At 53.1% G+C, this 24,919-nt stretch carries 30 protein-coding genes; 21 read left to right on the plus strand and 9 right to left on the minus strand.

What is annotated here, in order from left to right; all coding sequences use genetic code 11:
* The first annotated feature begins 66 nt into the window (after positions 1-66).
* The 6 genes from ABD843_RS07900 to ABD843_RS07925 all read left to right on the plus strand — a co-directional run bounded on the left by ABD843_RS07900 (position 67) and on the right by ABD843_RS07925 (position 4,379).
* Positions 67-681, plus strand: a complete 615-nt coding sequence (locus ABD843_RS07900; RefSeq protein WP_345081116.1) for a hypothetical protein — start codon at positions 67-69, stop codon at positions 679-681.
* A gap of 68 nt (positions 682-749) precedes the next feature.
* Positions 750-2,285, plus strand: a complete 1,536-nt coding sequence (locus ABD843_RS07905) for a sodium:solute symporter (RefSeq protein ID WP_345081119.1) — start codon at positions 750-752, stop codon at positions 2,283-2,285.
* Positions 2,282-2,980: an LOG family protein gene (locus ABD843_RS07910; protein ID WP_345081122.1), complete on the plus strand. Its 699-nt coding sequence runs from the start codon at positions 2,282-2,284 to the stop codon at positions 2,978-2,980. The genes ABD843_RS07905 and ABD843_RS07910 overlap by 4 nt, the downstream gene beginning before the upstream one ends.
* A gap of 1 nt (position 2,981) precedes the next feature.
* Positions 2,982-3,635 (plus strand): O-methyltransferase, encoded by a 654-nt coding sequence (locus tag ABD843_RS07915; RefSeq protein WP_345081125.1) that lies wholly within the window; start codon positions 2,982-2,984, stop codon positions 3,633-3,635.
* Between the two features lie 36 nt (positions 3,636-3,671).
* Positions 3,672-3,989, plus strand: a complete 318-nt coding sequence (locus tag ABD843_RS07920) for a nucleotidyltransferase domain-containing protein (protein ID WP_345081128.1) — start codon at positions 3,672-3,674, stop codon at positions 3,987-3,989.
* Positions 3,990-4,085: 96 nt separating this feature from the next.
* On the plus strand, positions 4,086-4,379 hold the full coding sequence (locus ABD843_RS07925; RefSeq protein ID WP_345081131.1) for a HEPN domain-containing protein: 294 nt from the start codon (positions 4,086-4,088) through the stop codon (positions 4,377-4,379).
* A gap of 13 nt (positions 4,380-4,392) precedes the next feature.
* Here the strand turns inward: ABD843_RS07925 and ABD843_RS07930 are convergent, their stop codons facing one another.
* Positions 4,393-5,796: an FAD-binding oxidoreductase gene (locus tag ABD843_RS07930; protein WP_345081134.1), complete on the minus strand. Its 1,404-nt coding sequence runs from the start codon at positions 5,794-5,796 to the stop codon at positions 4,393-4,395.
* A 147-nt stretch (positions 5,797-5,943) separates the two neighbouring features.
* Between ABD843_RS07930 and ABD843_RS07935 the strand changes: the two genes are divergently transcribed.
* Complete coding sequence (locus tag ABD843_RS07935; RefSeq protein WP_345081137.1) at positions 5,944-6,918, plus strand: NAD-dependent epimerase/dehydratase family protein; 975 nt, start codon at positions 5,944-5,946, stop codon at positions 6,916-6,918.
* A 57-nt stretch (positions 6,919-6,975) separates the two neighbouring features.
* Positions 6,976-8,223: a DEAD/DEAH box helicase gene (locus tag ABD843_RS07940; protein ID WP_345081140.1), complete on the plus strand. Its 1,248-nt coding sequence runs from the start codon at positions 6,976-6,978 to the stop codon at positions 8,221-8,223.
* Between the two features lie 56 nt (positions 8,224-8,279).
* Here the strand turns inward: ABD843_RS07940 and ABD843_RS07945 are convergent, their stop codons facing one another.
* The 3 genes from ABD843_RS07945 to ABD843_RS07955 all read right to left on the minus strand — a co-directional run bounded on the left by ABD843_RS07945 (position 8,280) and on the right by ABD843_RS07955 (position 10,582).
* On the minus strand, positions 8,280-8,705 hold the full coding sequence (locus ABD843_RS07945; RefSeq protein WP_345081143.1) for a lipocalin-like domain-containing protein: 426 nt from the start codon (positions 8,703-8,705) through the stop codon (positions 8,280-8,282).
* Between the two features lie 129 nt (positions 8,706-8,834).
* A complete protein-coding gene (locus ABD843_RS07950) occupies positions 8,835-9,551 on the minus strand; it encodes a LytR/AlgR family response regulator transcription factor (protein ID WP_345081145.1) in 717 nt (238 codons plus the stop codon).
* A complete protein-coding gene (locus ABD843_RS07955; protein ID WP_345081148.1) occupies positions 9,548-10,582 on the minus strand; it encodes a sensor histidine kinase in 1,035 nt (344 codons plus the stop codon). Before ABD843_RS07955 ends, ABD843_RS07950 begins: the two co-directional genes overlap by 4 nt.
* Before the next feature lie 276 nt (positions 10,583-10,858).
* Here ABD843_RS07955 and ABD843_RS07960 point away from each other — a divergent pair, with 276 nt between their 5' ends.
* Positions 10,859-11,176 carry a helix-turn-helix domain-containing protein gene (locus ABD843_RS07960; RefSeq protein ID WP_345081151.1) on the plus strand — a complete coding sequence of 106 codons (318 nt, stop codon included), beginning with the start codon at positions 10,859-10,861 and terminating at the stop codon, positions 11,174-11,176.
* 41 nt (positions 11,177-11,217) lie between these two features.
* On the opposite strand, the gene ABD843_RS07965 is transcribed toward ABD843_RS07960, so the two are convergent.
* Positions 11,218-11,499, minus strand: coding sequence for a GNAT family N-acetyltransferase (locus ABD843_RS07965; protein ID WP_345081154.1), 282 nt, complete (start codon positions 11,497-11,499; stop codon positions 11,218-11,220).
* Positions 11,500-11,773: 274 nt separating this feature from the next.
* Here ABD843_RS07965 and ABD843_RS07970 point away from each other — a divergent pair, with 274 nt between their 5' ends.
* Positions 11,774-12,298: a DUF4402 domain-containing protein gene (locus tag ABD843_RS07970; protein ID WP_345081158.1), complete on the plus strand. Its 525-nt coding sequence runs from the start codon at positions 11,774-11,776 to the stop codon at positions 12,296-12,298.
* Positions 12,299-12,384: 86 nt separating this feature from the next.
* Here the strand turns inward: ABD843_RS07970 and ABD843_RS07975 are convergent, their stop codons facing one another.
* Positions 12,385-14,451, minus strand: a complete 2,067-nt coding sequence (locus tag ABD843_RS07975) for a hypothetical protein (protein WP_345081162.1) — start codon at positions 14,449-14,451, stop codon at positions 12,385-12,387.
* Positions 14,435-14,983, minus strand: coding sequence for an RNA polymerase sigma factor (locus ABD843_RS07980; RefSeq protein ID WP_345081165.1), 549 nt, complete (start codon positions 14,981-14,983; stop codon positions 14,435-14,437). The genes ABD843_RS07975 and ABD843_RS07980 overlap by 17 nt, the downstream gene beginning before the upstream one ends.
* A 160-nt stretch (positions 14,984-15,143) precedes the next feature.
* On the opposite strand from ABD843_RS07980, the gene ABD843_RS07985 reads away from it, so the two are divergent.
* From ABD843_RS07985 to ABD843_RS08015, 7 genes are all read left to right on the plus strand, one after another.
* Entirely contained in the window at positions 15,144-15,782 is a 639-nt protein-coding gene (locus ABD843_RS07985; RefSeq protein WP_345081167.1) for a hypothetical protein, read from the plus strand.
* Between the two features lie 12 nt (positions 15,783-15,794).
* Positions 15,795-16,094 carry a winged helix-turn-helix domain-containing protein gene (locus tag ABD843_RS07990; protein WP_345081170.1) on the plus strand — a complete coding sequence of 100 codons (300 nt, stop codon included), beginning with the start codon at positions 15,795-15,797 and terminating at the stop codon, positions 16,092-16,094.
* A 68-nt stretch (positions 16,095-16,162) separates the two neighbouring features.
* On the plus strand, positions 16,163-17,512 hold the full coding sequence (gene creD, locus ABD843_RS07995; protein ID WP_345081173.1) for a cell envelope integrity protein CreD: 1,350 nt from the start codon (positions 16,163-16,165) through the stop codon (positions 17,510-17,512).
* Positions 17,513-17,555: 43 nt separating this feature from the next.
* On the plus strand, positions 17,556-17,894 hold the full coding sequence (locus ABD843_RS08000) for a diacylglycerol kinase family protein (protein WP_345081176.1): 339 nt from the start codon (positions 17,556-17,558) through the stop codon (positions 17,892-17,894).
* A gap of 14 nt (positions 17,895-17,908) precedes the next feature.
* Complete coding sequence (locus ABD843_RS08005; RefSeq protein ID WP_345081179.1) at positions 17,909-18,598, plus strand: DUF1361 domain-containing protein; 690 nt, start codon at positions 17,909-17,911, stop codon at positions 18,596-18,598.
* Positions 18,599-18,775: 177 nt separating this feature from the next.
* A complete protein-coding gene (locus ABD843_RS08010; protein WP_345081182.1) occupies positions 18,776-18,928 on the plus strand; it encodes a hypothetical protein in 153 nt (50 codons plus the stop codon).
* 33 nt (positions 18,929-18,961) lie between these two features.
* Positions 18,962-19,162, plus strand: coding sequence for a hypothetical protein (locus tag ABD843_RS08015; RefSeq protein ID WP_345081185.1), 201 nt, complete (start codon positions 18,962-18,964; stop codon positions 19,160-19,162).
* 528 nt (positions 19,163-19,690) lie between these two features.
* Here the strand turns inward: ABD843_RS08015 and ABD843_RS08020 are convergent.
* Positions 19,691-20,215: a DUF4402 domain-containing protein gene (locus tag ABD843_RS08020; RefSeq protein ID WP_345081188.1), complete on the minus strand. Its 525-nt coding sequence runs from the start codon at positions 20,213-20,215 to the stop codon at positions 19,691-19,693.
* A 345-nt stretch (positions 20,216-20,560) separates the two neighbouring features.
* Here ABD843_RS08020 and ABD843_RS08025 point away from each other — a divergent pair, with 345 nt between their 5' ends.
* The 3 genes from ABD843_RS08025 to ABD843_RS08035 all read left to right on the plus strand — a co-directional run bounded on the left by ABD843_RS08025 (position 20,561) and on the right by ABD843_RS08035 (position 22,109).
* On the plus strand, positions 20,561-21,280 hold the full coding sequence (locus tag ABD843_RS08025) for a pirin family protein (protein WP_345081191.1): 720 nt from the start codon (positions 20,561-20,563) through the stop codon (positions 21,278-21,280).
* Positions 21,281-21,389: 109 nt separating this feature from the next.
* Positions 21,390-21,830: a (4Fe-4S)-binding protein gene (locus ABD843_RS08030; RefSeq protein WP_345081194.1), complete on the plus strand. Its 441-nt coding sequence runs from the start codon at positions 21,390-21,392 to the stop codon at positions 21,828-21,830.
* 48 nt (positions 21,831-21,878) lie between these two features.
* The gene (locus ABD843_RS08035; protein ID WP_345081197.1) at positions 21,879-22,109 is read left to right on the plus strand and encodes a hypothetical protein; all 231 of its coding nucleotides are present in this window, start codon (positions 21,879-21,881) and stop codon (positions 22,107-22,109) included.
* 9 nt (positions 22,110-22,118) lie between these two features.
* Here the strand turns inward: ABD843_RS08035 and ABD843_RS08040 are convergent, their stop codons facing one another.
* Entirely contained in the window at positions 22,119-22,799 is a 681-nt protein-coding gene (locus ABD843_RS08040; RefSeq protein WP_345081199.1) for a hypothetical protein, read from the minus strand.
* 90 nt (positions 22,800-22,889) lie between these two features.
* On the opposite strand from ABD843_RS08040, the gene ABD843_RS08045 reads away from it, so the two are divergent.
* Positions 22,890-24,866, plus strand: coding sequence for an alpha-ketoacid dehydrogenase subunit alpha/beta (locus ABD843_RS08045; protein WP_345081201.1), 1,977 nt, complete (start codon positions 22,890-22,892; stop codon positions 24,864-24,866).
* The last annotated feature ends 53 nt before the right edge of the window (positions 24,867-24,919 follow it).

The raw sequence follows: 24,919 nt of genomic DNA on the forward strand, positions 1-24,919 counted from the left end.
AAACACAGGCAGACATGCGCTTTATATGCATCTATTAGTAACTTCGTGAAGCTAAAAATGCTACCAATGAAGAAAATACTTCTTGCTGTGCTGCTGATGATGGGTTTTACGGGCGCTATGGCGCAGCAGGTGTACAACAGTTCGGGCAAGGCCAACTACAAGAAAAAGAAAAAGACCGGCTACGACCCCGATAAACTGGTACTGGGCGGCGGCATCAACTTCGGCCTCGGCCAGGGATATGCCATCCTGGGGGTTTCGCCACTGGTGGGCTACCGTATCGCCAAACCACTCTTTGTAGGGCTGGGCGTGGGTTACCTGTACCTGCAAAGGCCCGATAAGATAGACCAGTTCGATCATATTCACATGGAGTACAAGAACATTGTCTCCCCCAGCGTATGGGCCCGTTGCATCATTTACCGCAACATATATGCCGTGGCCACCTACGAATACGATATCATAAACCGTAAAAGCTCGCAGTACGATGTCTTTACCGGCACCTTCGACCGTGTGAAAGAGAACCTCACCAACCAGTGCGTGTTCGTAGGCCTTGGCGCCAAACAGTCTGTTGGCGGCCGTGTATCCATTTGCCCCGAGCTCGTTTACGATGTGCTGCAGGGCCAGAACAGCCCTTACCCGGCGGGTGCACCCAGCCTGCGTGTCAATGTTATGGTGGGTCTTTAAAGCTATTTGGGGAATAAAACATAATTTACAGGCTCTGCCCACCAGGCAGAGCCTTTTGTTCACTACGCATGGATAGGGTCGTACTTCTTCTTATCATACTCATTTACTTCGCCGTATTGCTGGGCATAGCGTTCTATACCTCCCGCAATTCCGACAACGAATCTTTCTTCATAGGCAACCGCAACAGCAAGTGGTGGCTGGTGGCCTTCGGCATGATAGGCACCTCCCTCTCCGGCATGACCTTCATATCTGTGCCGGGCACTGTGGGCAAGGGCGGGTTCGGCTACTTCCAGGTGGTCATAGGCTACTGGCTGGGCTACTTTGCGGTGGCCTATGTGCTACTGCCGCTCTACTACCGCCTGCAGCTCACGTCCATATATACCTACCTGCAGCAACGCCTGGGCCAGAACGCCTACAAAACAGGAGCCCTCTTCTTCATACTATCGCGCACACTGGGCGCCACCATACGCCTCTACCTGGTCATAAAGGTGCTGGAGCAATTCGTGCTTGCCGATATGGGCATACCTTTCGAGGCCTCGGCCATCATCATCCTCGGCCTCATTCTTCTGTACACCTATCGCGGAGGGGTGAAGACCATCGTCTGGACCGATACCCTGCAGACCACCTTCATGCTGCTGGCCCTCGTTATCTGCGTTGGCTACATCATGCACTCCCTGCACCTCGATCTCGGCAGCACCTGGGCCGCCATGAGCCAGAAGGGCTATACCCACATGCTGCAGACCGACATCAAAAGCCCCGGCTTCTTCCTGAAGCAGGTACTGGGCGGCGCCTTCATCACCATAGCCATGACCGGCCTGGACCAGGAGATGATGCAGAAGAACATCAGCGTCAGCAACCTCAAAGACTCGCAGAAGAACATGATCGTGTTCTGCTTCGTGCTGCTGGCCGCCAATCTCATCTTCCTGCTGCTGGGCGGCCTGCTGCACCTCTATGCCGGCGCTAATGGCATCACCGCTGCCGGCGACGACCTCTTCCCCGCAGTGGCGGTCAATAGCGGCCTGCCCTTCTTCATCACCGTATGCTTCATGGTGGGCCTCATATCGGCCGTATTCCCCAGTGCCGATGGTGCGCTTACCGCCCTCACATCATCCTTCTGCATAGATATGCTGGGCATAAAAAGGAACCCTACCCTCACCGAGGCGCAGCAGAAAAAGACCCGCCTGCTGGTACACAACATCTTCGCGCTGGTGTTCCTGGGCTGTGTGTTCTTCTTCAGGGCCATAGACAATGGCTCGCTTATAGACATACTGCTGAAGATGGCAGGCTTCACCTACGGGCCGCTGCTGGGCCTGTTCGCCTTTGGTATACTTACAAAGCGCAATGTGCCGCAGCATTTGCCCATATGGCTCTGCCTTATATCTCTTGTGGCCACCTTTGGCATAGACCTCGTGAACAATGCCCCCTGGTATACCGACAAGCTGCACCTGGGCGAGGCCATGGGCAATGCACTCAATACCTTATCCAATAACATTTTCCATGGCTACAAGATAGGCGTGGAGCTACTCATAGTGAATGCCGCTATCACATTCCTGCTTTTATCGGTATTCGCAGTGAAAGACCAACAAAAACCACAGAACACATGAAAGAACAACTGAGCAAACTAAGGATGCGCGACTGGACCGAAACAAGGGCCCATTCCAGCTGGCAGATATTCAAGATAATGGCAGAGTTCGTGCAGGGCTTCGAGGTGCTGTCGCGCATAGGCCCCTGCATATCCATTTTCGGATCGGCGCGTACCAAACCCGGCCACAAGTACTACGAGCTTACCGTAGAGATAGCCCAAAAGCTGTCGCAGGAGGGTTTCGGTATCATCACCGGCGGCGGCCCCGGCATCATGGAGGCCGGCAACAAGGGCGCCCACCTGGCCAATGGCAAGTCCGTTGGGCTGAACATAGACCTCCCCTTCGAGCAGGAAAGCAATAAGTTCATCAAAAAGGAGACCTCCATCGATTTCGATTACTTCTTCGTGCGCAAGGTCATGTTCACCAAGTATGCGCAGGCCTTCATCATGATGCCAGGCGGCTGGGGCACGCTCGATGAGTTCTTCGAGGTGGCCACACTCATACAAACGCAGAAGTTCATACAAACGCCCATGGTATGTGTAGGCTCCGAATACTGGGGCGGCCTCTTCGACTGGATGCGCAAGACCATGCTGGAGCAGGAAGGGAACATCAGCCCCGGCGACCTGGAGATGATAAAGATATTCGACACGGCCGATGAGGTGGTCTCCTACATCAGCGAATTCTATACACACAACAAGCTACAGCCAAACTTCTGATATGACCAAAGCGCTCTTCCCTGCCGCTATCATAGAGTATGCCGGGCGGTTCACATCACTCGAATCGCCCACCCTCGCGGCCCTGGACCGCGAGACCAATATGAAACGCAGCGATTCTGTAATGCTGTCCGGCCACCTGCAGGGCGGCATACTGCAAATGATAGCCCATATGGTACGCCCCTCATGCATACTGGAGATAGGTACTTACACCGGTTACTCTGCCATATGCCTGGCACAGGGACTTGCAGAAGGTGGCGTCCTGCACACTATAGACATAGATGAAGAGCTGTACGATATGGCCGCCAAATACATCATCAAAGCAGGGCTGCGCGATAATATAGTACAACACACCGGCAGGGCTGCCGATATCATACCCACCCTCGCCGGCCCATTCGACCTCGTATTCATCGATGCCGACAAGGCCAATTATTCGCACTACTACGACCTGGTATTCGATAAAGTGCCTGTCGGCGGCTACATACTGGCCGATAATGTGCTCTACGATGGCGAGGTAGTGCTGCCCCTAGAGCAGCAGGGAAAGAACGCCCGCGCCATCCACAGCTTCAACCAGAAGCTGGCCGCCGACACCCGCATAGAGCGCCTGCTGCTGCCCATCCGCGATGGCATAATGATAGCCCGGAAGATACGCGGCTGATGTGCCTCATTGCTTTAAGATCTTTACATTTGCAATATGACACGCGAGGCCATATACAGCACCATCAAAAAAGCAGTACACACATTACTGCCCGATGCCCGCGTGGTATTGTTCGGCTCGCATGCGCGAGGCGACCACAACGAGCACAGCGACTACGACCTGCTCATCATCAGCCCACACACATTTACCCGCCAGGAACGGCTCAGTTATAGCAGCCAGATAGACCGCGCTATTGTAAAAGCGATACATGCGCCTGTAGATCTGCTGCTTTACTCCGAGGAAGAAATAATTAAAAAAAGCGAGTTGCCGGGCCACATAGTACGTTATGCGATGCAGGAGGGCGTTGCATTATGAGTCCCGAGCTGAAAGAACATATAGATGCATGGCTGCAGAAAGCGACAAATGACCCTTTGTCTGCTCAACGTCTTCTTGAGATAGAACCGATGATCCTTGACACTGCATGTTTTCATTTGTCAGCAAGCCATAGAGAAATGTCTAAAAGCTTTTTTGGTCTATAACAGGAAAGAGATCATAAAAACACGCGATATCGATCTTCTTTTGAGCCAATGTGGAGCTATAGACCCTCTATTCGACTCTATAGATAGCCTCAATGTGAATGAGTTCGCCGTTAGCGCTCGCTATCCCGACCTCAGTTTCCTACCAGATATTGATGAGGCCAAAGCCCTCTACCAGCTAGCGCTGCGCATCGATGCCATGGTACGGCAGCGCATGGTATTTGCCTGACGAGCCTTTTCTGCTACATGAATATCTTCCCGGGGTTCAGTATACCATTGGGGTCAAAGACCTGTTTTATATTCTTCATCAGTTGCAGTTGCACATCATTGAAGGCTATGTCCATATAGGGCCGCTGCACTACCCCTATACCATGCTCGCCCGATATGGTTCCACCCATGCGCACCACCTCGGCAAATAGCTTGCGTATGCCCTGTGGCAACTTGTTGTTCCAGTCCTCGTCGCTCATACCTGCCTTCACTATGTTCACATGCAGGTTGCCATCGCCGGCATGGCCGTAGCATACCGAGTTGAAGCCATACTCTGCCCCCAGCCGCTTGATGATGGTGAGCAGCTCTGGCAGCTCGGCCCTTGGCACCACGGTATCTTCCTCCTTGTATATCGAATTGCTCTTTACGGCCTCTCCCACCTTGCGGCGCAGTGTCCACAACATCTGCTTCTGTTCGTGGCTGTCGGCAAATAGTACCTCGTCTATGTCATACTGCTGCACTATACCCGCTATGGCCTCTGCATCGCGGTACAGCACATCCATATCATTGCCATCCACCTCTATCAGCAGGTGGGCCTGTATATCGGGCGGCAGGGCCACACCCGCGCTCTGCACATACTTCATAGACCATTCTATCGCATCGCGCTCCATGAATTCCAGCGCCGATGGCGTATACCCCGCCATGAATATGGCGTTCACTGCCTCGCATGCTTGTACGGCACTGCGAAAGGGCACCAGCATTATCAGGTCATGCTTCACGGCAGGTACCAGCCGCAGCACTATCTTGGTCACTATACCCAGCGTGCCCTCACTGCCTACTACCAGTTGCGTCAGGTTATAACCCGTGGCGTTCTTCAGTACATTGGCGCCCGTCCATATCACATCGCCGCTTGCCAGCACCACTTCCAGGTTCAGCACATAGTCCTTCACCACACCGTACTTCACAGCGCGGGGGCCGCCGCTGTTCTCTGCCACATTACCCCCTATGAAGCACGACCCCTTGCTTGCCGGGTCGGGCGGGTAAAAGAGCCCTTCGGCCTTCAGGTGTTCCTGCAACTCCTGCGTTATCACGCCCGGTTCTGTCGTTACCTGGAAGTTGCGCCTGTCCACCTTCAGTACCTTATTGAAGCGTTTCATATCTAGCGACACGCCACCGGCCACCGGCAGCGACCCGCCGCTGAGGCCCGTACCCGCACCGCGCGGGGTTACGGGTATCAGCCTGCCGTTGCAGTACCTCACCAGTCGGCTCACCTCTTCCGTGTTCGCGGGTTGCACCACCACTTCGGGCATATAGCGCAGATCCTCTGTATGGTCCGATGCGCACCTTTGCAATTGTTCCTCGTCCGTATGCACATACCGCTCCCCGCATACCGATGTGAAAAACGCTATGTCCGCCTGCTGTATCTTATTGAATGACATACTGCAAAGGAAAAAAAATATGCGCACATACATGCCTGCTTCTTTTGTTCCGGCCCGGTCACTAACGTATGGCTTTGTTAAAATTGCATTGCGCCCCTTTGGCAGTTGGCCCTGCTATATCTACATTTGACGTCATTTTATCCTTTCATGGTCCTTGTAACGGGTGGCAGTGGTTTCCTTGGCGGGCATCTTGTGCGGCATTTGTCGGCGCAGGGGGTGCAGGTACGCGCCCTTTACCACAGCAATATGCCCGGTAAGGACATGCAGTTGCCCGGCGTGGAATGGATGCGCTGCGACCTGCTGGATGTATATGACGTAGAAGATGCCCTGCAGGGTATAGAGGATATCTACCATTGCGCCGCCATCGTCACCTTCGACCCCCGCCTGGCCGAAAGGATGCTCCACTTCAACCCCGAAAGCACGGCCAATATCGTGAACCAGGCAGTAGAGCAGGGCATACGCAAAATGGTCTATGTCAGCTCCATAGCCGCACTGGGCCGCACCGGCAGCGTGAACCAGAACACCAATGAAGAGCAGGAATGGGGCGAGAGCCGCTACAACTCTGCCTACGGCCTCAGCAAATACCTGGCCGAGTGCGAGGTATGGCGCGGCATAGGTGAGGGCCTTAATGCCGTCATCGTCAACCCATCGGTCATACTTGGCCCCGGCGATTTCACTACCGGCTCTCCGCAGATCATCAACCTTGCCCACAAGGAATTCCCCTTCTATACCACCGGCATCAATGGCTGGGTAGATGTGGCCGATGTGGTAAAGGCCATGGTAATGCTCATGGCCTCGGATATAGAGGCCGAACGCTTCATTGTCAGCCAGGGCGATCATAGCTATCGCCATATATTCACCCTTATGGCGCAGGCGCTCGGCAAGCGTCCGCCCCGTATGCATGCAGGGCCCTTCATCACGGGTATCGCCTGGCGGCTGGGGGCTATATACAGCCGTTTATCGGGCCGGCCGGCCGTCATCACGCGCGAGACCGCACGCACCGCGCACGGCCATTCTACCTACAACAACGGCAAGCTGCTGGCCGCTTTACCGCAGTTCTCCTACACGCCCATAGAAGACTCCATTGCACACATGGCCCATGCTTTCATGCACCGCGCATAGCCCTATAGGCGAAATGTAATATCCGATCTGTACCTTAGCAGCAAAAGATACTCTATTTTGTATTTCAGTGATTTCGGATTCGATGACGACCTCATGGATGGCATAGACGCCATGGGTTACGAGAAGGCTACCCCCGTACAAGAACAGGTCATACCCCATATCATATCGGGTAAGGATATAATTGCTGCCGCGCAAACAGGCACCGGCAAGACCGCGGCCTTCCTGCTGCCGGTATTGCACCGCCTCTTGTCAGAGTCGCACGACCACCATTCGGTGAATGCGATGATAATAGTGCCCACCCGCGAGCTGGCCACACAGATAGCCCAAACGCTGGAGGGCATTGCATACTATACCACCATCAGTTTCATATCGGTATATGGTGGCACGGGCGGCGCCCTGTTCGCTACAGAGCGCAAGGCCCTCGAGGCCGGTGTCGATATCGTTATATGCACCCCCGGCCGCATGATAGCCCACCTCAATATGGGTTATGTAAAGCTCGGCGGCCTGCGCTACCTTGTACTCGATGAGGCCGACCGCATGCTGGATATGGGCTTTTACGACGATATAGTGAAGATCATCTCCTATATGCCACCGCAGCGGCAGAATCTCATGTTCTCGGCCACTATGCCACCGGCCATACGCAAGCTGGCCAATAGCATACTGGTGAGCCCGGTAGAGATAAGCATCGCTATATCCAAACCACCCGAGCAGATAATGCAGGGCGCTTTCATAGTGTACGAGCCGCAGAAGGGCCCGCTGGTAAAACACATCCTGCAGCAGAAGGAGTTCGGCAGTGTGATAGTGTTCTGCTCCAGCAAGCTTAGTGTAAAGAAACTGTACGAAGAGCTAAGGCGGGCAAAGTTCGCCGTAGGTAGCATTCACTCCGACCTGGAGCAGGAGCAGCGCGAACAGGTACTGCTCGATTTCAAAAGCCATAAACTGAAGATACTCGTAGCTACAGACATACTGAGCCGCGGTATAGATATAGAAGACATAGACCTCGTCATAAACTACGATGTACCGCACGATGGCGAGGACTATGTACACCGCATAGGCCGCACGGCAAGGGCCGCCAGCAAGGGCACCGCCTATACCTTCGTCACAGAGAAAGAGCTGTTCAAGTTCCACAAGATAGAGAAGCTGCTGGGCCGCGAGGTGGAGAAACTACCTGTACCCGAGCAGTTCGGGGCTGCGCCCTCACCGGCCGCAAAGCCTGCCGCGCAGAATGGCGGAAAGAAAAGAAAATTCAAAAAACGCAGGCCGGGCGGCAAAGGTCCGGGCCCATCTCCTGCACCCAACAAATAAGCACAAAGGCCGGGCAGAACCCGGCCTTTGCATTTTCTTATGCCTCCTTCCGGTGGCTACATACCGTTATACACCGTATGTATCACATGCCCCTCCTCATTGGTATACTCCACTTCCAGCGTCGTTCGCGATAGAGAGAAGACCTTCATCTGCGTGGTCTTCTTCTGATCGCCCTCAAAGTTGCTTACAGATAGCGTTCGCGCATCCGGCGACAGGCTCCATTGCAGTGGCACGTTCTCGGGGTCATCGGGGTCGCACTTCAGCCTGTAATGCCGGTTGCCGCCTCCATTGGTGTTAAAGGTCAGCTCATCGGCATACATACAGTCTACCAGTGATGGCAGGCCATTGTCCGTCACCGTATGGCTGCTCCACAGTCGCGAGCATAGTGTTTGCACGGCCTTTTTGTGTTCATCATCCTTGTTGCAGCTGCCCAGCAGCAGCGCGGCCATTATGATAAGCGGTAAGTATCTCAGGTTTTTCATAGTGCATGGTTTATACCTACAATTTACACAAAAACCGCGCCATATCCACACCTGCACATATATGAGATGTTATGGAAAATGTACTGCATTGTGTCTGTTATATAAAGCAACACTAAGGCAGGCCGCACCCTATATCGAATAGTATGTCTTCAGCACCTCTGCCACTGCCTTGCGGTAGCTTTTGCCCACCGTCAGCTCTGTAGTACCTATCCTGAAGGAATGGCTCTGTACCGATGTCACCCGCTGCAGGTTTATGATGTAGGAACGGTGTATGCGCAAGAACCCGTGTTGCGATAATATATCCTCCATGTTCTTCATAGTGCTGAAGGATATCACGTTCCTGTTGTCGCAGTGTATACGCACATAGTTCTCCAGCCCCTCTATGTACAGTATAGAGTCGTATTCTATCTTCACCAGGTCCGTGTTCGACCGTATGAAGAAGAACGTCTTGTTGGCAGTAGGGTGGCGCACCTCGGTCTCTGTGGCCCCTGCTGCACGTTCATACACCTTGTTCACCGCCCTCAGGAACCTGTCTATCGATATCGGTTTCAGCAGGTAGTCTATCGCGTCCACATCATAGCCGTCTATTGCATAGTTGGGGTATGCCGTGGTAAAGATGATGGCCGGCCGCTCCTTCAGCGACCGTATGAAGTCCAGCCCCGATATGCCCGGCATATGTATGTCCATGAACAGTATGTCCACCGTATTGTTGCGCATCACATGCAGTGTTTCCATGGCGTTCCTGCATTTCGCCACCAGGTTCAGCCCCGGTATCATCCGCACATACTCTTCCAGTATCTCCTGGGCTATGGGTTCATCGTCGGTTATCACGCAGTTCAGGTTCATTGCAGTTCTATGTTCAGTTCAACAAGAAATATTCCATCAGTATCCGTTATCCGTAGCTCGTACCTGTCCTTGTACAGCAGTTCCAGCCTGCGCCTTACGTTCTTTATACCTATACCGCTCTGCATATAGGTTTGGGGTAGAGATGCCTTATGTTCATACCGGTTGCTGCACTCAAAGTACAGCCTGTTCCCCCTCATATACATGTTCACCGCTATTCCGCCGCCATCACCATGTTTTATGGCGTTCTCCACAAAGGGCGTCAGCAGCATGGGCGCTATGTGCAGGGCTTCTGCGTTCTTTATGTCCTCGTTCAGTACTATTCCCTCTTTGTCGTGCATGCGCAGCCGCGCAAATTCTATATACTGCCGCATCACTTCCAGCTCTCTTGCCAGCGTAGGCTCGCGCCCTTCGCATTCGTATATGCCGTACCTCAGTATGTCCGATAGTTTTATCACTGCATCGGGTGTATGCTTGTCCTGCCTGCGCGCCATGCCATATATGGTGTTCAGCGCATTGAAGAGGAAGTGCGGGTTTATCTGTGCCCTCAGGCTGCTCAGTTCGCTCGTCAGCCGTTCCTGCTCCAGTTGCTCCACCCTTCTTTCGTTCTGTATGGCATCGGCCACCAGCTTGCCAAAGGTCAGCATGGCCAGTATCATCACCGACGGGAAGATATGGTAGGGCATAGCCACATCCTCCATCTCGCCCATATGGTCCAGCTCCGGCATTCGCTCGTTCACCCACCGGGTTATGTAGTAAGACCATGCAGTAGTGAGTGCCAGCAGCAGCACCAGCAGCGATATGTATGTGGCATAGTGCCTGCGCACCAGGAAGCGTGGTATCAGCACCAGGTCGTGCACATAACCGGGTATACCATACGATACCAGCAGCACCATAAGCGATACGGGAAAAGCGGGCCATATCGTGGCCCGGCCAGCCTCCAGGTACAGCGCTATAAGCAGCCAGAAGATCACGTTGCGGCTCACCCGCCCGGTGAGTTCAGATAGGATGGTCTTGGGGTACATTTCGTACATCTTGCTATACAAATATCCGTATCCCCGCACTATCACACCTCAAAACCGGGACGAACGTACTTTTTTACAGGATGAACGGCCCATATCGCTATACCAACGGCACAGCATTGCCGTTCGTTGCGTTCATCATGCCACTGCTGCCCCACGTCAGATCGCGCTGCGGCAGGTCGGGTATGTGGTTTATATTAGCATTGCTAAAATGATACCTGTAACACCTTTAACGCAATTGTGCCGGGTATTATTTCATTTTTTCTGTGACCCTAAGATCTTTTTTACATGCACATCGGATCGGCCATACGGTGTATAAGGAAGTCGGTCTCCTTATCACAAAGTGAATTATCCCGAAAATGTCTCATCACCCAGACCGCCCTCTCGCAAATAGAAGTAGGGTTGAAGATGCCCAGCCAGCGCACCATAGAAAAGCTGTGCGAGGTACTGGAGATACCCGAATTCATGATATACCTCCTGGCCCTGGAGCAGCAGGATATATCGGGCAATAGAAGGGAGGCGTACAATGTAGTATACCCCATCATTCAGAAGCTGCTACTGCAAATAGCCATGCCCCCCGACCATTTCGAGGTAGAGCACCACTAAGCGTATCTCTTAGCATACCATCCGCCCTGCAGGTGGCTTGCCTATGCCAGTACATCCCGGTATTCCTCTACCCGGTCGAATACTCCCTTTGCAAAGGGGCATAGGGGTATTATGCTCACACCATTGGCACGGGCATATAGCACAGCGGCCTTTACCAGTTGCTTGCCCAGCCCTCTGCCTTCAAAGGCCTCTGCCACTTCGGTATGGTCTATTATCATCTTCTTGTCTCCGGCCCACACATAGTGCATCATTGCAGCCTCCTGGCCATCCGCCTCTATATAGAAGCGGCCCTTTGTTTCGCTATTGTGCTGTTTTACATCCATAGTATCATATCCTATTCCCCAAAAGTAGCGTACACACCTCTACCGGTCTCTATTCCTGTATCAGCAAAAGTTCGCTTCTTCCGTTTTTTGGAATATTCATCCACCCGGTGGATGTTGGGCATAGCGTGCCAAAATTCAATCGTTTGATTTTCAGTGTTTTATGTTTCTGGCACAGCGTTGGTTATATACCTGTCAAACCTGCCTGACGGTAGGCAGCAACAAACAACAAAAAACATAAACAAACAAAAACATAAACAAACAAAAACGAACTACAATGAAAAACATCTTCAAGTCTCTCGCTCTCGCTACTGTTGCACTGGTATCTTTCTCTAACAGCTCATTCGCACAGGCTACCGCAACTGCTTCTGCATCTGCGAACATCATCACACCCATATCTATCGTTAAGACAGTAGATATGAACTTCGGTAACGTGGCCGTATCTGCAACTATAGCAGGTACTGCTGTTCTGGCTCCTGCAGGCACCCGTACCACAGGCGGTGCAGGTGGTGTTACCCTGCCTGCTACTACAGGTACTGTAGCTGCTGCCAGCTTCACAGTTTCTGGTCAGGGTGGTTATACATACGCAATAACTCTTCCTACTTCTTGCACAATAACTGATGGTTCTACACACAACATGACCGTAGACAACTTCACAAGTTCACCCTCTGCTACAGGTACCCTGAGCGCAGGTGGTACTGAGACCCTGAACGTAGGTGCTACCCTGAACGTAGGTGCCGGCCAGGCATCTGGTCTGTACACCAACGCTACCGGTGTACCCGTAACAGTGAACTATAACTAATAGCCATAAAGAATATAGTGATATAGGTTTGGTGCAGCGCCCCCACGACGGGGGCGCTTTTGTTTTGTGCCGTTATCATGTATGGCCTACCGGAACCACCATGTGGCGGATAGGTTGAGTGAGGCCTGGCCATAACGGGTCTCTGTAGCTTGTGGGCGGGCATATACATGCGCTATGAACCTGTTGTAATGAGGTGTGAGGGCAATGGAGAAGGATGGTGATATGCGGTATTCGGCTACGAGGCCCAGACCGGCAGATGCTACCCATGTAGCGAACATATCGCGGCCGGCTTTGAAGTACATTACACTGTCGTCATTGAAATAATGATAATTGTGACGCATGAGCCTGTTGAAAGTAAAAGAGGGTTGCAGACCTACATCAAGGTGGCCCAGTGATAGTATGCTGCAGGTGAGGCCTGCGCTGAACGTGGCATAGGTGAGCGTATTGGTGAGGTGGCCGGTGGAATCATTACCGATGTCGTAGTATGTGGCAGAGGTCATGCGTACGATAGGAGGTACAGAACCTGTGAGATTGGTACCGATCACCACAACGGAATCTACCTTGTATACTACCTGCCGGGTATTCATGCGCTCGCCGGTGCGGGTGATACCCGCCGCAGCATGCAAGCGCAACTTGGCAGACACGATGTAGCGCAGGCCGAGGGAATAGTTGAACGTATTGATACGGCTGTCGGTACTGTCGCGGTACTGCTTCATGAACTGGTAAGATCCTTTTTCGATGAATGTGGCATCGTTGCGCACGCGGCCGCCGGAGAGGGATATGCCCCATTTTTTGCTAACGGTCTTTGCGCTGTCTTTCTTTGCTATGGGTGCAGGTGTGGCAGGTCTTTGTTCTTCCTGCTCTTCTATTTGCGGCATGTATGCCGCAACGAACACCTCACGGGGGCCGATGAACATGAAATATGTCATAAGGCGGTATGGTGTGGCTATACCCAACGGTGGTATGGAGAGGCGCTCATATGTGGCAGGCTGATCTTCTGTGCTACTTTGTAATATTTGCTCTTGCTGAGGCAAGGTGGTACTGGAAGGCAATGATAGCGTTGGTAACGGCGCAGCAGCGGCCGTGCTCTGTGGCAGCGGCATAGGTGCGGCGGAAGGGGTGTCTACCACAGACGGGAGGCTTATGGGTGTGGTAGGCGCCACAGCCTGTGGTTCTAGTGGCTGCACTGCTTGCACGGCCATAGGTGTGGGCGCCATACGCGAAACATGGGCATACGCCGGTAGCACGGGCAATAATGTGGGCAATGATGTGGCCACAGGTCGGTGCAGCGGTGCAGTATGTACAGGCGCGCCGGCCAATGCGGTGGGCGATATGTGTGGCAGGCTGACCGCATTATGCAGCACTATGGGTGATGTGGGCACGGGTGTGGCAGGTGCGGCCATACCTGCAGGCTGGCGGGTGAGCGCAGCAGGTGCGATATGCGGTATATGAATAGCAGGCCGGCGCTCTATGGTGCGGGTAGCAGCGGGTATGTGAGCGGGAGCATGAACGACAGATACCTGTGCCGGCTGACCATGGCCGAGACGGGGTAGGTAGGTGACAGTAGGGATGCGTATGGCTGTGGCCCGCGTGTATGCCGGAACATGCGGCTGCGGCGGTGCGGTATGCATGGCCTGAGGCGTGGCAGGCTGCAATGCGGACGATGTATGATGTGGAGCGGACGAATGATGAACAATAGGGTTTACAGGCCGTGTCTTCACGGAGATGGTTTGGGAAGCAGAAGGGCAGTGTGGTATGTGGGCAGATATGGCTGTGTGGGTCGTGTGCGCTGTAGTGGATGGTTCGATGGCAGGTGGCGTTGCGGCAGGGTTGCTTTGGTCTTTTGTGGTGGGTATAGTGGTGAACGTTGCAGTGTTGGCGGTAGCGCTGCGTGTGGCAGTGCCATATGGCATGGCAGGTATAGCTGCGCTGGTAACAGGTGTAACGGGCGATACCAGTGTATGGCGGCCGCGGAGATAGAAGCCAAGCGCCGCGAACGCGCCTAGCAGGAAGAGAATGAGGAACAGGGCACGCCTGCGCCTGGGCGGGTTTATCTCCCGGTCCACGGCCTGCCACACGGCCGGGCTGGGGGTGAGCGTGAACTGCTCTGCCTCCAGTTTATATTGTTCTATCAATTCATCCACGTTTCCCATTTTCATTGGTTTTGGGTCCCGAACCTAGTTTTTTCATGAGCAGGGTGCGCGCACGGCTATACTGCGAGCGCACGGTATTCACGTTCGTGTCCAGCATTTTGGCTATATCCTCATGGGGATAGCCTTCCACAGCATGCAGGTTGAAGACCGTCATGTATACGGTGGGTAGCTGGCGTACCAGTTCTATGATCTCGCTATGCGCTGCGGGGTGTGCTGTGCTTTCGTTCTCGAGGTGTTCTACATCGATACGGCCGGCAGTATCGGAGAAACGGCACCGGGCACGAATGCCATTGATGCATGTATTGATGACTATGCGGTATATCCATTTTCCCAGCGGGCCTTCGTTGCGGTATTGGTCCAGCTTGCGGAAGACGGTGATGAAGGCCTCCTGCAAAAAGTCTTCGGCCTCCTGCAGGGTGCGTGCATAGCGGTAACATACCCCCAACATTTTTGGCGCAAAATGATCGTAGAGTTGTTTTTGCGATGGCCGGTGGCCCTGCAAACATCCTTTTACCAGTAAGACCTCATCCAAGGTAAACGCGTTAGTATACTAGACACGGAACAGGCACAAAATGTTGCATAAGTGCCCGAATTTCTTTTTGGGTAGCTGCCTCATATTATGTGTTCTTTAACTAAAATATTTTTGGAAGGTAGGTAAAAGCAAGCTTACTTTGTACCTCAAAGCGCTTTTTATGCAACAGGCACATAAAGACGATCCTGTAGAGACCCTTAAGGAGATACGGACGATAATGGACCGTTCGGCGAAGTTCGTATCGCTAAGCGGCTGGAGCGGCATATGGGCCGGCAGTGTGGCCCTGGTGGGAGCTACCATAGCCTATAGCTGGCTGCAGCAGCCGGGCTACAAAGATATAGGCTCTACCCTGTATGCATCTACCGAGCATTTCGACAAATATACCTCGCATTTCATATGGCTGGGCATAGCCACCTTCGTGGTGGCGCTGGGCGGTGTCTTTTTCTTTACCCAGCGAAAGGCAAGCCGCATGGGGCAGAAGATATGGAACAACGCATCGCGGCTGATGATGGCGCAATTGTTCTACCCTATTTTTGCCGGCAGTGTGTTCTGCTTCATGTTCATCTACTACGGGTGCGGCATGTTCGTAGCGCCTACCTGCCTGGTGTTCTACGGACTGGCGCTGATAAGCGCGGGCAGGCATACCTACTCTGACATAAGGTACCTGGGCATGCTGGATGTGGCAATAGGCTGCACGGCCATGTTCTTCCCGGGATCGGGGCTTATATTCTGGGGCATAGGTTTTGGGCTGCTGCATATACTATATGGCGCGGTGATGTGGAGCAAGTACGATAAATAAGGAAAGGAAGAAATGAGCAACCCGGTAGCACAGCTGAACAAGGTCTTCGATAGCAGGATACGCATCGGTATCATGAGTGCGCTCATGGTGGGCGATGACGTGAACTTCAATGACCTGAAGGCGCTGATAGATGTGACCGATGGCAACCTGGCCACTCACCTGAAGACACTGGAAGAACAGAAGTATATAAAAGTGCAGAAGGGATTCATAGGCCGCAAGACGAACACCACCTACAGCATAACCGCCGCAGGCGAGAAGGCCTTTCGCGCACACCTGGACGCGCTGGAGGCCATCATCAGGAACGTGACCTGATATTTTTTTTGTCTTTTCACTTTGAAATAAAAAGTGCTTTTCATCGTTAACTATAAAACACATAAAAAATGAGACAGCAGGATAATGGGAACAGGATATTCCTGAAAGGGCTGGTAGTGGCGGGGCTGGTGATAGCCATGCTGATACCGGGCGTACTGATAATGAACCTGGTGCAGGAACGGCAAAAACGCCAGGAAGAAGTAGTAAAGGAGGTGTGCAGCAAGTGGGCCGACGAGCAGACACTGACAGGACCTGTGCTGATGATACCCTATACGCAGGAGGTGAGCGGCACTAACGGCGTAAAAGAAAAAGTAGTGCGCAGGGCATACATACTGCCCGAAGAGCTGCGTATGAACGGCAACATAATACCGAAGGTGAAGAAAAGAAGCCTGTACAATGTGCACCTGTACCAGGCAGATATACAAGTGAGCGGCAAATTCGATACGGTGACGCCGGAGCTGCTGGGCGTACCTGCCGAAGATATACGGTGGAACGAGGCACGGCTGCTGGTGAATGTAAGCGATATGAAGGGTATGGACGAACAAATGCAACTGGAATGGAATGGCGAGAAACGGCCTATGGAGAGCGTGTTTCCGGTGAATGACCAATTCGAGGAGGGGATGAGCGCAGTGACGGCAGTGGCGCCGGGCAGCGCACCAACGTTCGCCATGAGGCTGAACGTGCGGGGGTCGCGCAGCCTGTACCTGTCGCCGACGGGCCGCACTACGGTGACAGATATAGCATCGGCATGGAAGGACCCCGCCTTTGATGGGCGGTACCTGCCGGCCACATCGGACATAACGGACGATAAATTCACGGCACACTGGAAGGTGTCGCCGCTGGTGGGCAACTTTCCGCAGGTATGGAAGAACGGCGCACAGAAGCTATCGGCCGGGGCATATGGGGTGCGCCTTATAGAGTCTGTAGATGGCTATGCCAAGGTGATGCGCTGTGTGAAGTATGCCATACTGTTCGTAGCGCTTACGTTCACTTTCTTCTTCTTCCTGGAGATACTGCAGAAGCGGCGCATACACCCCATACAATATGCGCTGGTGGGTATAGCGCTGATAGTGTTCTACTGCCTGCTGCTATCCATATCAGAGTATGCGGGTTTCAATGCGGCATACCTCATAGCATCGGTGGCCACCGTATCGCTCATCACCTTCTATGTGCGCAGCCTGTCGCGCAGCATGGGTACGGTGGCAGGTTTCTCTATATCGCTCACGGCGCTGTATGCATACATCTTCGTGCTCATTCTATCAGAAGACCACGCATTGCTCTTCGGCAGCATAGGCCTGTTCTGCATAGTGGCGGTCATCATGCACTTCTCTCGCAGGATAGAATGGTACGGTCCTGCAAAGCCGGGTGCCGCACAGGATGGCAGCGAAGACAGCGGCCCCTATTTTCCACAAGTGTAAAGACGAACTACAGAGTATGCAACAGAACAGATCATTAAGCCCGATGGCACGCGCAAAGAGCTTCACCTTTGCCATCAACGGCCTGTACCAATTGCTGCGAAACGAGCCCAATGCCGTGCTGCACACCATAGCCACCGTGGCTGTGGTGGCAGCGGGCATAGTGCGGCACATAGGCCCCATGCAGTGGGTGGCCATAGTGATAGCCATAGGCCTGGTATGGATAACAGAGGCGGTGAACACAGGCATGGAACGGCTGTGCGACCATGTGTGCGGCAACAGATTTCACCCGGCCATAAAGTTGGTAAAGGATGTGATGGCAGCGGCCGTGATGATGGCCGCAGGTGTGAGCGTGGTGATAGGTATCATTGTTTTCTTTTTCTGATAGACCCATATAGTATGCGCTTCATTGCAAAATATAACTGGCTGATACCGGCCCTGCTCTTCACTGCCGCCATGCTGGCGGGCAGAATGTTCTATACCTCTTCGCTCAGGTTCTTCTTCATACCATGGAACCTCTTCCTTGCCTTTGTACCCGTGTACTTTGCCTACAAGCTCAACGAGGGCGTGGTGCGGGGCGTAAGGGCCGTGGCACTGTTCTCGCTGTGGCTGCTGTTCTTTCCCAATTCCATGTACATAGTTACAGACCTGTTCCATCTGAAGCAGCGGCAGAACGTGCCACTGTGGTACGACCTGCTGATACTGGTGTCGGCAGCTATAACGGGCATAGCTATGGGCTTCGCATCGCTGCGGCAGGTAGAGCGTTTCCTGTCGGCCCGGATAGAGGCGCGTTTTATGCGGTGGGTACTGCGCGGCTTGTTCGTGCTGTGTGGCTACGGCATATACATAGGCCGCTACCTGCGGTGGAACAGCTGGGATATAGTAGCCGACCCCGTGAGCCTATGCACAGATATGCTGCATCATGTGATACACCCCTACCGCAACAAGGAATGCTGGGCAGTGAGCCTGCTTTTCGGTACATGGATGTATATACTGTACGCTTACTTCGGGCGCACATTCAGGCGCGGCGAACAGGTAGATACAGGCACGAACGATGCGCAGCGCGCAGGTGGGATAGTGGGCCTGTAACCTCATGTTCTCAGGTCCTGTGGAACGTGGCTTTGGCCTGGCCGACCCTATGTACGAACAATGTTCAGCATTTATAACGGTATACTGTTAAAAATGATACTGATGTTTCTTCTCCTGATATTGCTGCTTCTGATCCTCCCTATGATCGTTGCTGTAAGGTGTGCGAGCTGGCTGGCAATGAGATACTTCAGCAGGCGGTACCGGTTCATGTTGTGGCTCTTGCCTTCTGTGGCATTCCTTATAGGGATGGGTACAGGCGTTTACCTGGTAATGCTGCTGGTAGAAGAAACATTCTCGGGCATGGGGTCGGGCTTTGTGGGGCCTACATAATTCTCTTTTACATTTTTACGAACACAACATTTTATGGATATCCTCTTTTTGCTGCTGCTGGCAGTTCTTGCCAGTATCTTATTCTCGGTCTATATCAGCTCGGTGATACAGGAAAAGTGTGGTGAAGAGATACGCTGGGCAGTGCCTGTGGTAATAACGGTGGCAGTGATAGGGCTATGGCTATTATTCTTTATAGGAAGCCTTTCCGGTATCGATGTATTGCCTGGGGTGTAAAGTAATGTATCATTATGCTGGTTCTCGTATTTCTACTGTTGCTGTTCGTCATAATTCCCGCTGTTGTACTTACAACGTATGGCACCGCGATAGCACGGAAACATTATAAAGGGCAACATCGTTCTTTGCTTTGGCTCATCCGTGTTGTCGCATGCATCATGGGCATAGGCATAGGGCTGGTGCTGTATGCCCTACTGCTGAAAATGATGATAGGCAACAGTTTCATAGTACTGTGAAGAGCGTAGGAAGAACAGTGTTATAAAAAATATGGTGATGCACCCAAGGACCATAGCGACGGTTACGTCTTATAATATAGAAGCGGTGGCGCAGAAGTCGGTACAGCACCGTTCCAGCATGCGCCGGCCGCTTTGTACAAGAGGAGAAGTAGCGACCCTATCGGTAGCAGGTGTAGTGCACTATATGCGGTGCGCTGCATCTGCGTTATACCATAACAAAAAGCGCCTCCGTTTCCGGAGGCGCTTACACCAAACTATATCACTGTTTCCTCCCCAATTCTTAATATTCTTATTAGTTGTAGTTCACTGTTACGGGTACACCGGTAGCGTTGGTGTACAGACCAGATGCCTGGCCGGCAGCTACGTTCAGTGTAGCGCCTACGTTCAGGGTCTCAGTACCGCCTGCGCTCAGGGTACCTGTAGCAGAGGGTGAGCTTGTAAAGTTGTCAACGGTCATGTTGTGTGTAGCACCATCAGTGATAACACATGATACCGGAAGAGTTATTGCGTAAGTATAACCACCCTGGCCCGATACCGTGAAGCTGGCAGCAGCTACAGTACCTGTAGTAGCAGGCAGGGTAACACCACCTGCACCGCCTGTAGTGCGGGTACCTGCAGGGGCCAGTACAGCAGTACCGGCTATAGTTGCAGACACGGCCACGTTACCGAAGTTCATATCTACTGTCTTAACGATAGATATCGGAGTGATGATGTTAGCTGATGCAGAAGCAGTAGCAGTGGCCTGTGCGAAAGAGCTGTTAGAGAAAGATACCAGTGCAACAGTAGCGAGAGCGAGAGACTTGAAGATGTTTTTCATTGTAGTTCGTTTTTGTTTGTTTGTTAGTGTTTTTGTTTGTTTGCCTGCCTGCCGCAGGTAGGTTTGACAGGTATATAACCAACGCTGTGCCAGAAACACAAAACACTGAAAATCAAACGATTGAATTTTAGCACGGCATGCCAAACATCCACCCCGCGGACACAAAGTCCACAAAATGGACAAAACGCATTTCTCCCAATTACCACAAATGGCCGAAAAGGCATCCCTTCCTACTCCCACATGCCTATATTGCTCATTTATCTGCAACTTTGTCATATAAAATAGCTGGCACAGCCTTTGAATACATGTATGTACATCTATTTTTAAAAACAAAAGGATATCATTATGGCACAGACAGTATTTCACCCGGCCAACGAACGCGGCCATGCCGACCACGGCTGGCTCAATGCATACCACTCTTTCAGCTTTGCTGGCTGGTACGATCCCTCCAAGATCCACTTTGGCGCACTCCGCGTCCTCAACGACGATACTGTGGCCGGTGGCAAGGGCTTCGGTATGCACCCGCACGACAATATGGAGATAATAACCATAATACTGGATGGCGCATTGGAGCATAAAGACAATATGGGCCATGCCGAACAGATAGCCGCAGGCGAAGTGCAGGTGATGAGCGCAGGCACAGGTGTGTACCACAGCGAGTACAACCCCGATAAGAACAAGCCCGTCAGCCTCTTCCAGACATGGATATTTCCCAGCAAGCGCAGCGTGCAGCCCCGTTACGACCAGCGCGCGTTCGACCCCGCCGACAGGCAGAACAAGCTGCAACTGCTGGTATCGCCTATAGATAATGAGGACGAAGGTCTCAAGATGCACCAGCAGGCATGGATATACCGCACCTCCCTGCAGGCAGGCAATAGCCTTTCTCATACCTTGCACACCTCCGGCCATGGCGCCTATGTGTTCGTGGTCAGTGGCAATGCCACGGTAGAGGGCCAGCGTCTGGGCCGCCGCGATGCCCTCGGCATCACCGATGCCGGCTCTTTTGATATAGAGGCCACTACCGATGCCGATATCCTCGTCTTTGAAGTGCCCATGCATATGTAATGACCTGCATAAAAGCCCCTCCCGGCCTCCCCCAAGGGGAGGAGATAACGAGGGGCCGTTATGCAGAATAAATAGTACATTGGCAGTACAGTAACAAAAGTCCCCGGCTATGGAAGAGCAGATAAAACACTACACCCGCGATGGTCTCACCGTCATCTGGAAACCCGCACAGTGCATCCACTCCACCATATGCTGGAAGGGGCTCATAAAGGTCTTCAATCCCCGCGCCCGCCCATGGATAAACATAGAAGGCGCCGATACCGAACGCATCATAGAGCAGGTGAAAAAATGCCCTTCGGGCGCCCTCAGCTACATACAGAACGCCCATACCGCCACACCTGATGGTACCATACAGGATAGCTCCACATCTGTAGAGGTACTGAAGAATGGCCCCCTTATGGTATACGGCAACCTGCGGGTAAAGGACAGTGCCGGCAACGAGGTGGTCAAAAGCAAGGTCACGGCCTTCTGCCGCTGCGGAGCCTCTGCCAATAAACCCTATTGCGACGGTTCGCACATGCGCATCGGCTTTACCGATGACAGAGGGTAGTATTTTTTGCCATCTTTGCTTAAATTTACCCCATCCAAAACAAATGATATGAAACTCCTGACGATGATATGTGCCGTAGCATTGGTAGCCGTTATAGCTGTTTCCTGCACCCGCCGGAGCTATACCTGCGTTTGTCGCTATACCGACAGGTATGGTGGTGCCATCGTTACAGAGAGTCTCGTGAAGGGAGCCGAAACAGAGGCCCGCAATGCCTGCTACGCCCACGGTACATACATATCATCCTATGTCAATAGCGATGCAAGCTGCTACATAAGGTAACGCTGCGCATCAGCGGCTTCTGCGCTCGTCATACATCATACTATCCGTCACGGTGCCCTGCCTGTCATACTTTTTCCATAGGCCGGTCCTTTGACGTGTATCCGTCACCTTTATCCGCAAGGTCTCCTCATTCTCGGTATAGATAATGTCGGTATCGTATACGGGTACGTTCTGCTCCACTCCTGTCCAGCAGGTCTGGTTCTGTGGGTCCCATTCCATTATCTCTTCCCATTTCTGCCTGCGGCTATTCATTACTTTGCACCGGTTCAGCAGCCCGTTGCTGTAGTAGGTGGTCTCCATCCTCAGGCTATCATTGAGGTACAGGGTGGTGGTGGCAAAAGGCCCTTTGCCTTTCCGTACCTCGCTCACCCTGCTGCCATAGTAGTGTGTCTCTTCCAGTACGCTATCGCTCTTCTGCACATATAGCTGGGTCATCCGCTTGCGCTCTGCATGCACTATGGCCGTCTCTCTCACCAGGTATTCGTCCACTATGCCATAGCTTGTGCCGTCGGCCTCCTGCCGCACTTTATGGTGCAGTTGCTGGTACTCGCGCAGCACATAGGTAGCCCCATCTGCAGCTATGGGATACAGGCGTAGTTCCTGCCTGCCGTTGCCGTCATCTGTGAGCCGGAACGAGATAAAGCTGCTGCATACCATCAGCGTCAGCACACCTGCAAGGTATTTTTTCATAAGCAGAAGGAAATATGGTATATGATATTCGTCCAAATTTAGGCCGATCTTACATTATACCGCCTTACTTTTGCACGCAAAATAAGGGATATGCTATTCGACCGTAAGGGCCTGTCTGACGACCTGCTGCTGCAACTGTATACCGAGCTGCTGCGCCCCCGCATGATAGAGGAAAAAATGCTTGTGCTCCTGCGCCAGGGCCGCATCAGCAAATGGTTCAGTGGTATAGGGCAGGAGGCCATAGCCGTAGGTGCTACCATGGCCCTCGATGCCGATGAGTATGTCATGCCCCTTCACCGCAATCTCGGTGTGTTCACCGTGCGCAAGATGCCGTTCGACAAGCTGTTCAAACAGTGGCAGGGCCGCAAGGACGGCTTCAGCAAGGGCCGTGAGCGCTCCTTCCACTTCGGCGCCAATGAATATCATATCTGCGGCATGATCAGCCACCTCGGCCCTCAGCTTGCCATAGCCGATGGTGTGGCGCTGGCCCACAAACTACGGAAGGAAGAAAAAGTATCTGTGGCTTTCAGCGGCGATGGCGGTACCTCTGAGGGTGACTTCCACGAGGCGCTCAATGTGGCCGCCGTATGGGGTCTGCCCGTTATATTCATCATAGAGAACAATGGCTATGGCCTGTCTACCCCCGTCAATGAGCAGTTCGTATGCGAGCAGCTTGCCGACAGGGCCATAGGTTATGGCATGCGCGGCATCACCATCGATGGCAATAACATACTGGAGGTATACAGCGAGATAGAGAAAGCCCGGCAGTACTGCATCAAAGAACAGAAGCCCATCCTCATAGAGTGTATGACCTTCCGCATGCGCGGCCACGAAGAGGCCAGCGGCGTGAAGTATGTACCCAAAGAGCTCTTTGAAGAGTGGGGCAAAAAAGATCCCGTTGCCAATTACGAAGAGTTCCTGAGGACCGAAGGCCTGCTCACAGATGAGAAGATAGCCGCCGTGCGCGAGGGCATTCAGAAGGAAATAGAGGAAGGTCTTGCCCGCGGCTTCGAGGCGCCCCCCATCACCCCCGATACCACCGAAGAACTTGCCGATGTGTATGCACCTGTTACAGAGGCACCTGTAGCCCCGCACTCACAGGGTGTGGAGAAGAAGTTCATACAGGCCCTCAGCGAAGGCCTGAAGCAAAGCATGGAGCGCTATCCCGGCCTCGTGCTCATGGGCCAGGATATAGCCGAATACGGTGGTGCGTTCAAGGTCACAGAAGGTTTCGTCAGCGCCTTCGGCAAAGAGCGTGTGCGCAATACCCCGCTCTGCGAAAGCGCCATAGTAGGCACAGCGCTTGGCCTCTCCATCAAGGGCCAGAAGTCTATGATGGAGATGCAGTTCTCCGACTTCGTTACCGTCGGCTTCAACCAGATAGTGAACAACCTTGCCAAGATACACTACCGGTGGGGCCAGAATGCCGATGTGGTCATTCGTATGCCTACAGGCGGCGGCGTAGGTGCGGGTCCTTTCCACTCCCAGAGCACAGAGGCATGGTTCACCCATGTGCCCGGCCTCAAGGTGGTATACCCTTCTACCCCTGCCGATGCCAAGGGCCTCATAAATGCGGCCATACAAGACCCCAATCCCGTTATGTTCTTCGAGCACAAGGGTATGTACCGCGGCATCAGCGGCCTTGTACCAGAGGAGTATTATACTACCCCTATAGGCAAGGCCCGCCAGGTGGCCACCGGTAGCGATATCAGCATCATCACCTATGGTATGGGTGTGCATTGGGCCACGGCCTATGCTGCTGCGCATCCCGATATGTCTTTCGATATACTCGATCTCCGCACCCTTCTCCCGCTCGACCACGATGCCATCCGTGCTTCTGTGCTTCGCACGGGCAAGGTGCTGCTCCTGCACGAGGATACCCTCTTCGGCGGCCTGGGCGGCGAGCTGGCCGCATGGATAGCCGAGAACTGTTTCGAGGCCCTCGATGCACCCATAGTGCGCTGCGCCAGCCTCGATACGCCCGTGCCTTTCGCCATAGAGCTGGAACAGAATTTCATGGCCAGCAGCCGCCTCGATGCCGCCGTGCAAAAACTGGCAGGTTACTGATACGGCTCTCACTATCTTACTTTTCAGTACATTCGTCACAGAAACACACTATG

The sequence above is a fragment of the Nemorincola caseinilytica genome (assembly GCF_039540515.1).
Taxonomy (GTDB): domain Bacteria; phylum Bacteroidota; class Bacteroidia; order Chitinophagales; family Chitinophagaceae; genus Nemorincola; species Nemorincola caseinilytica.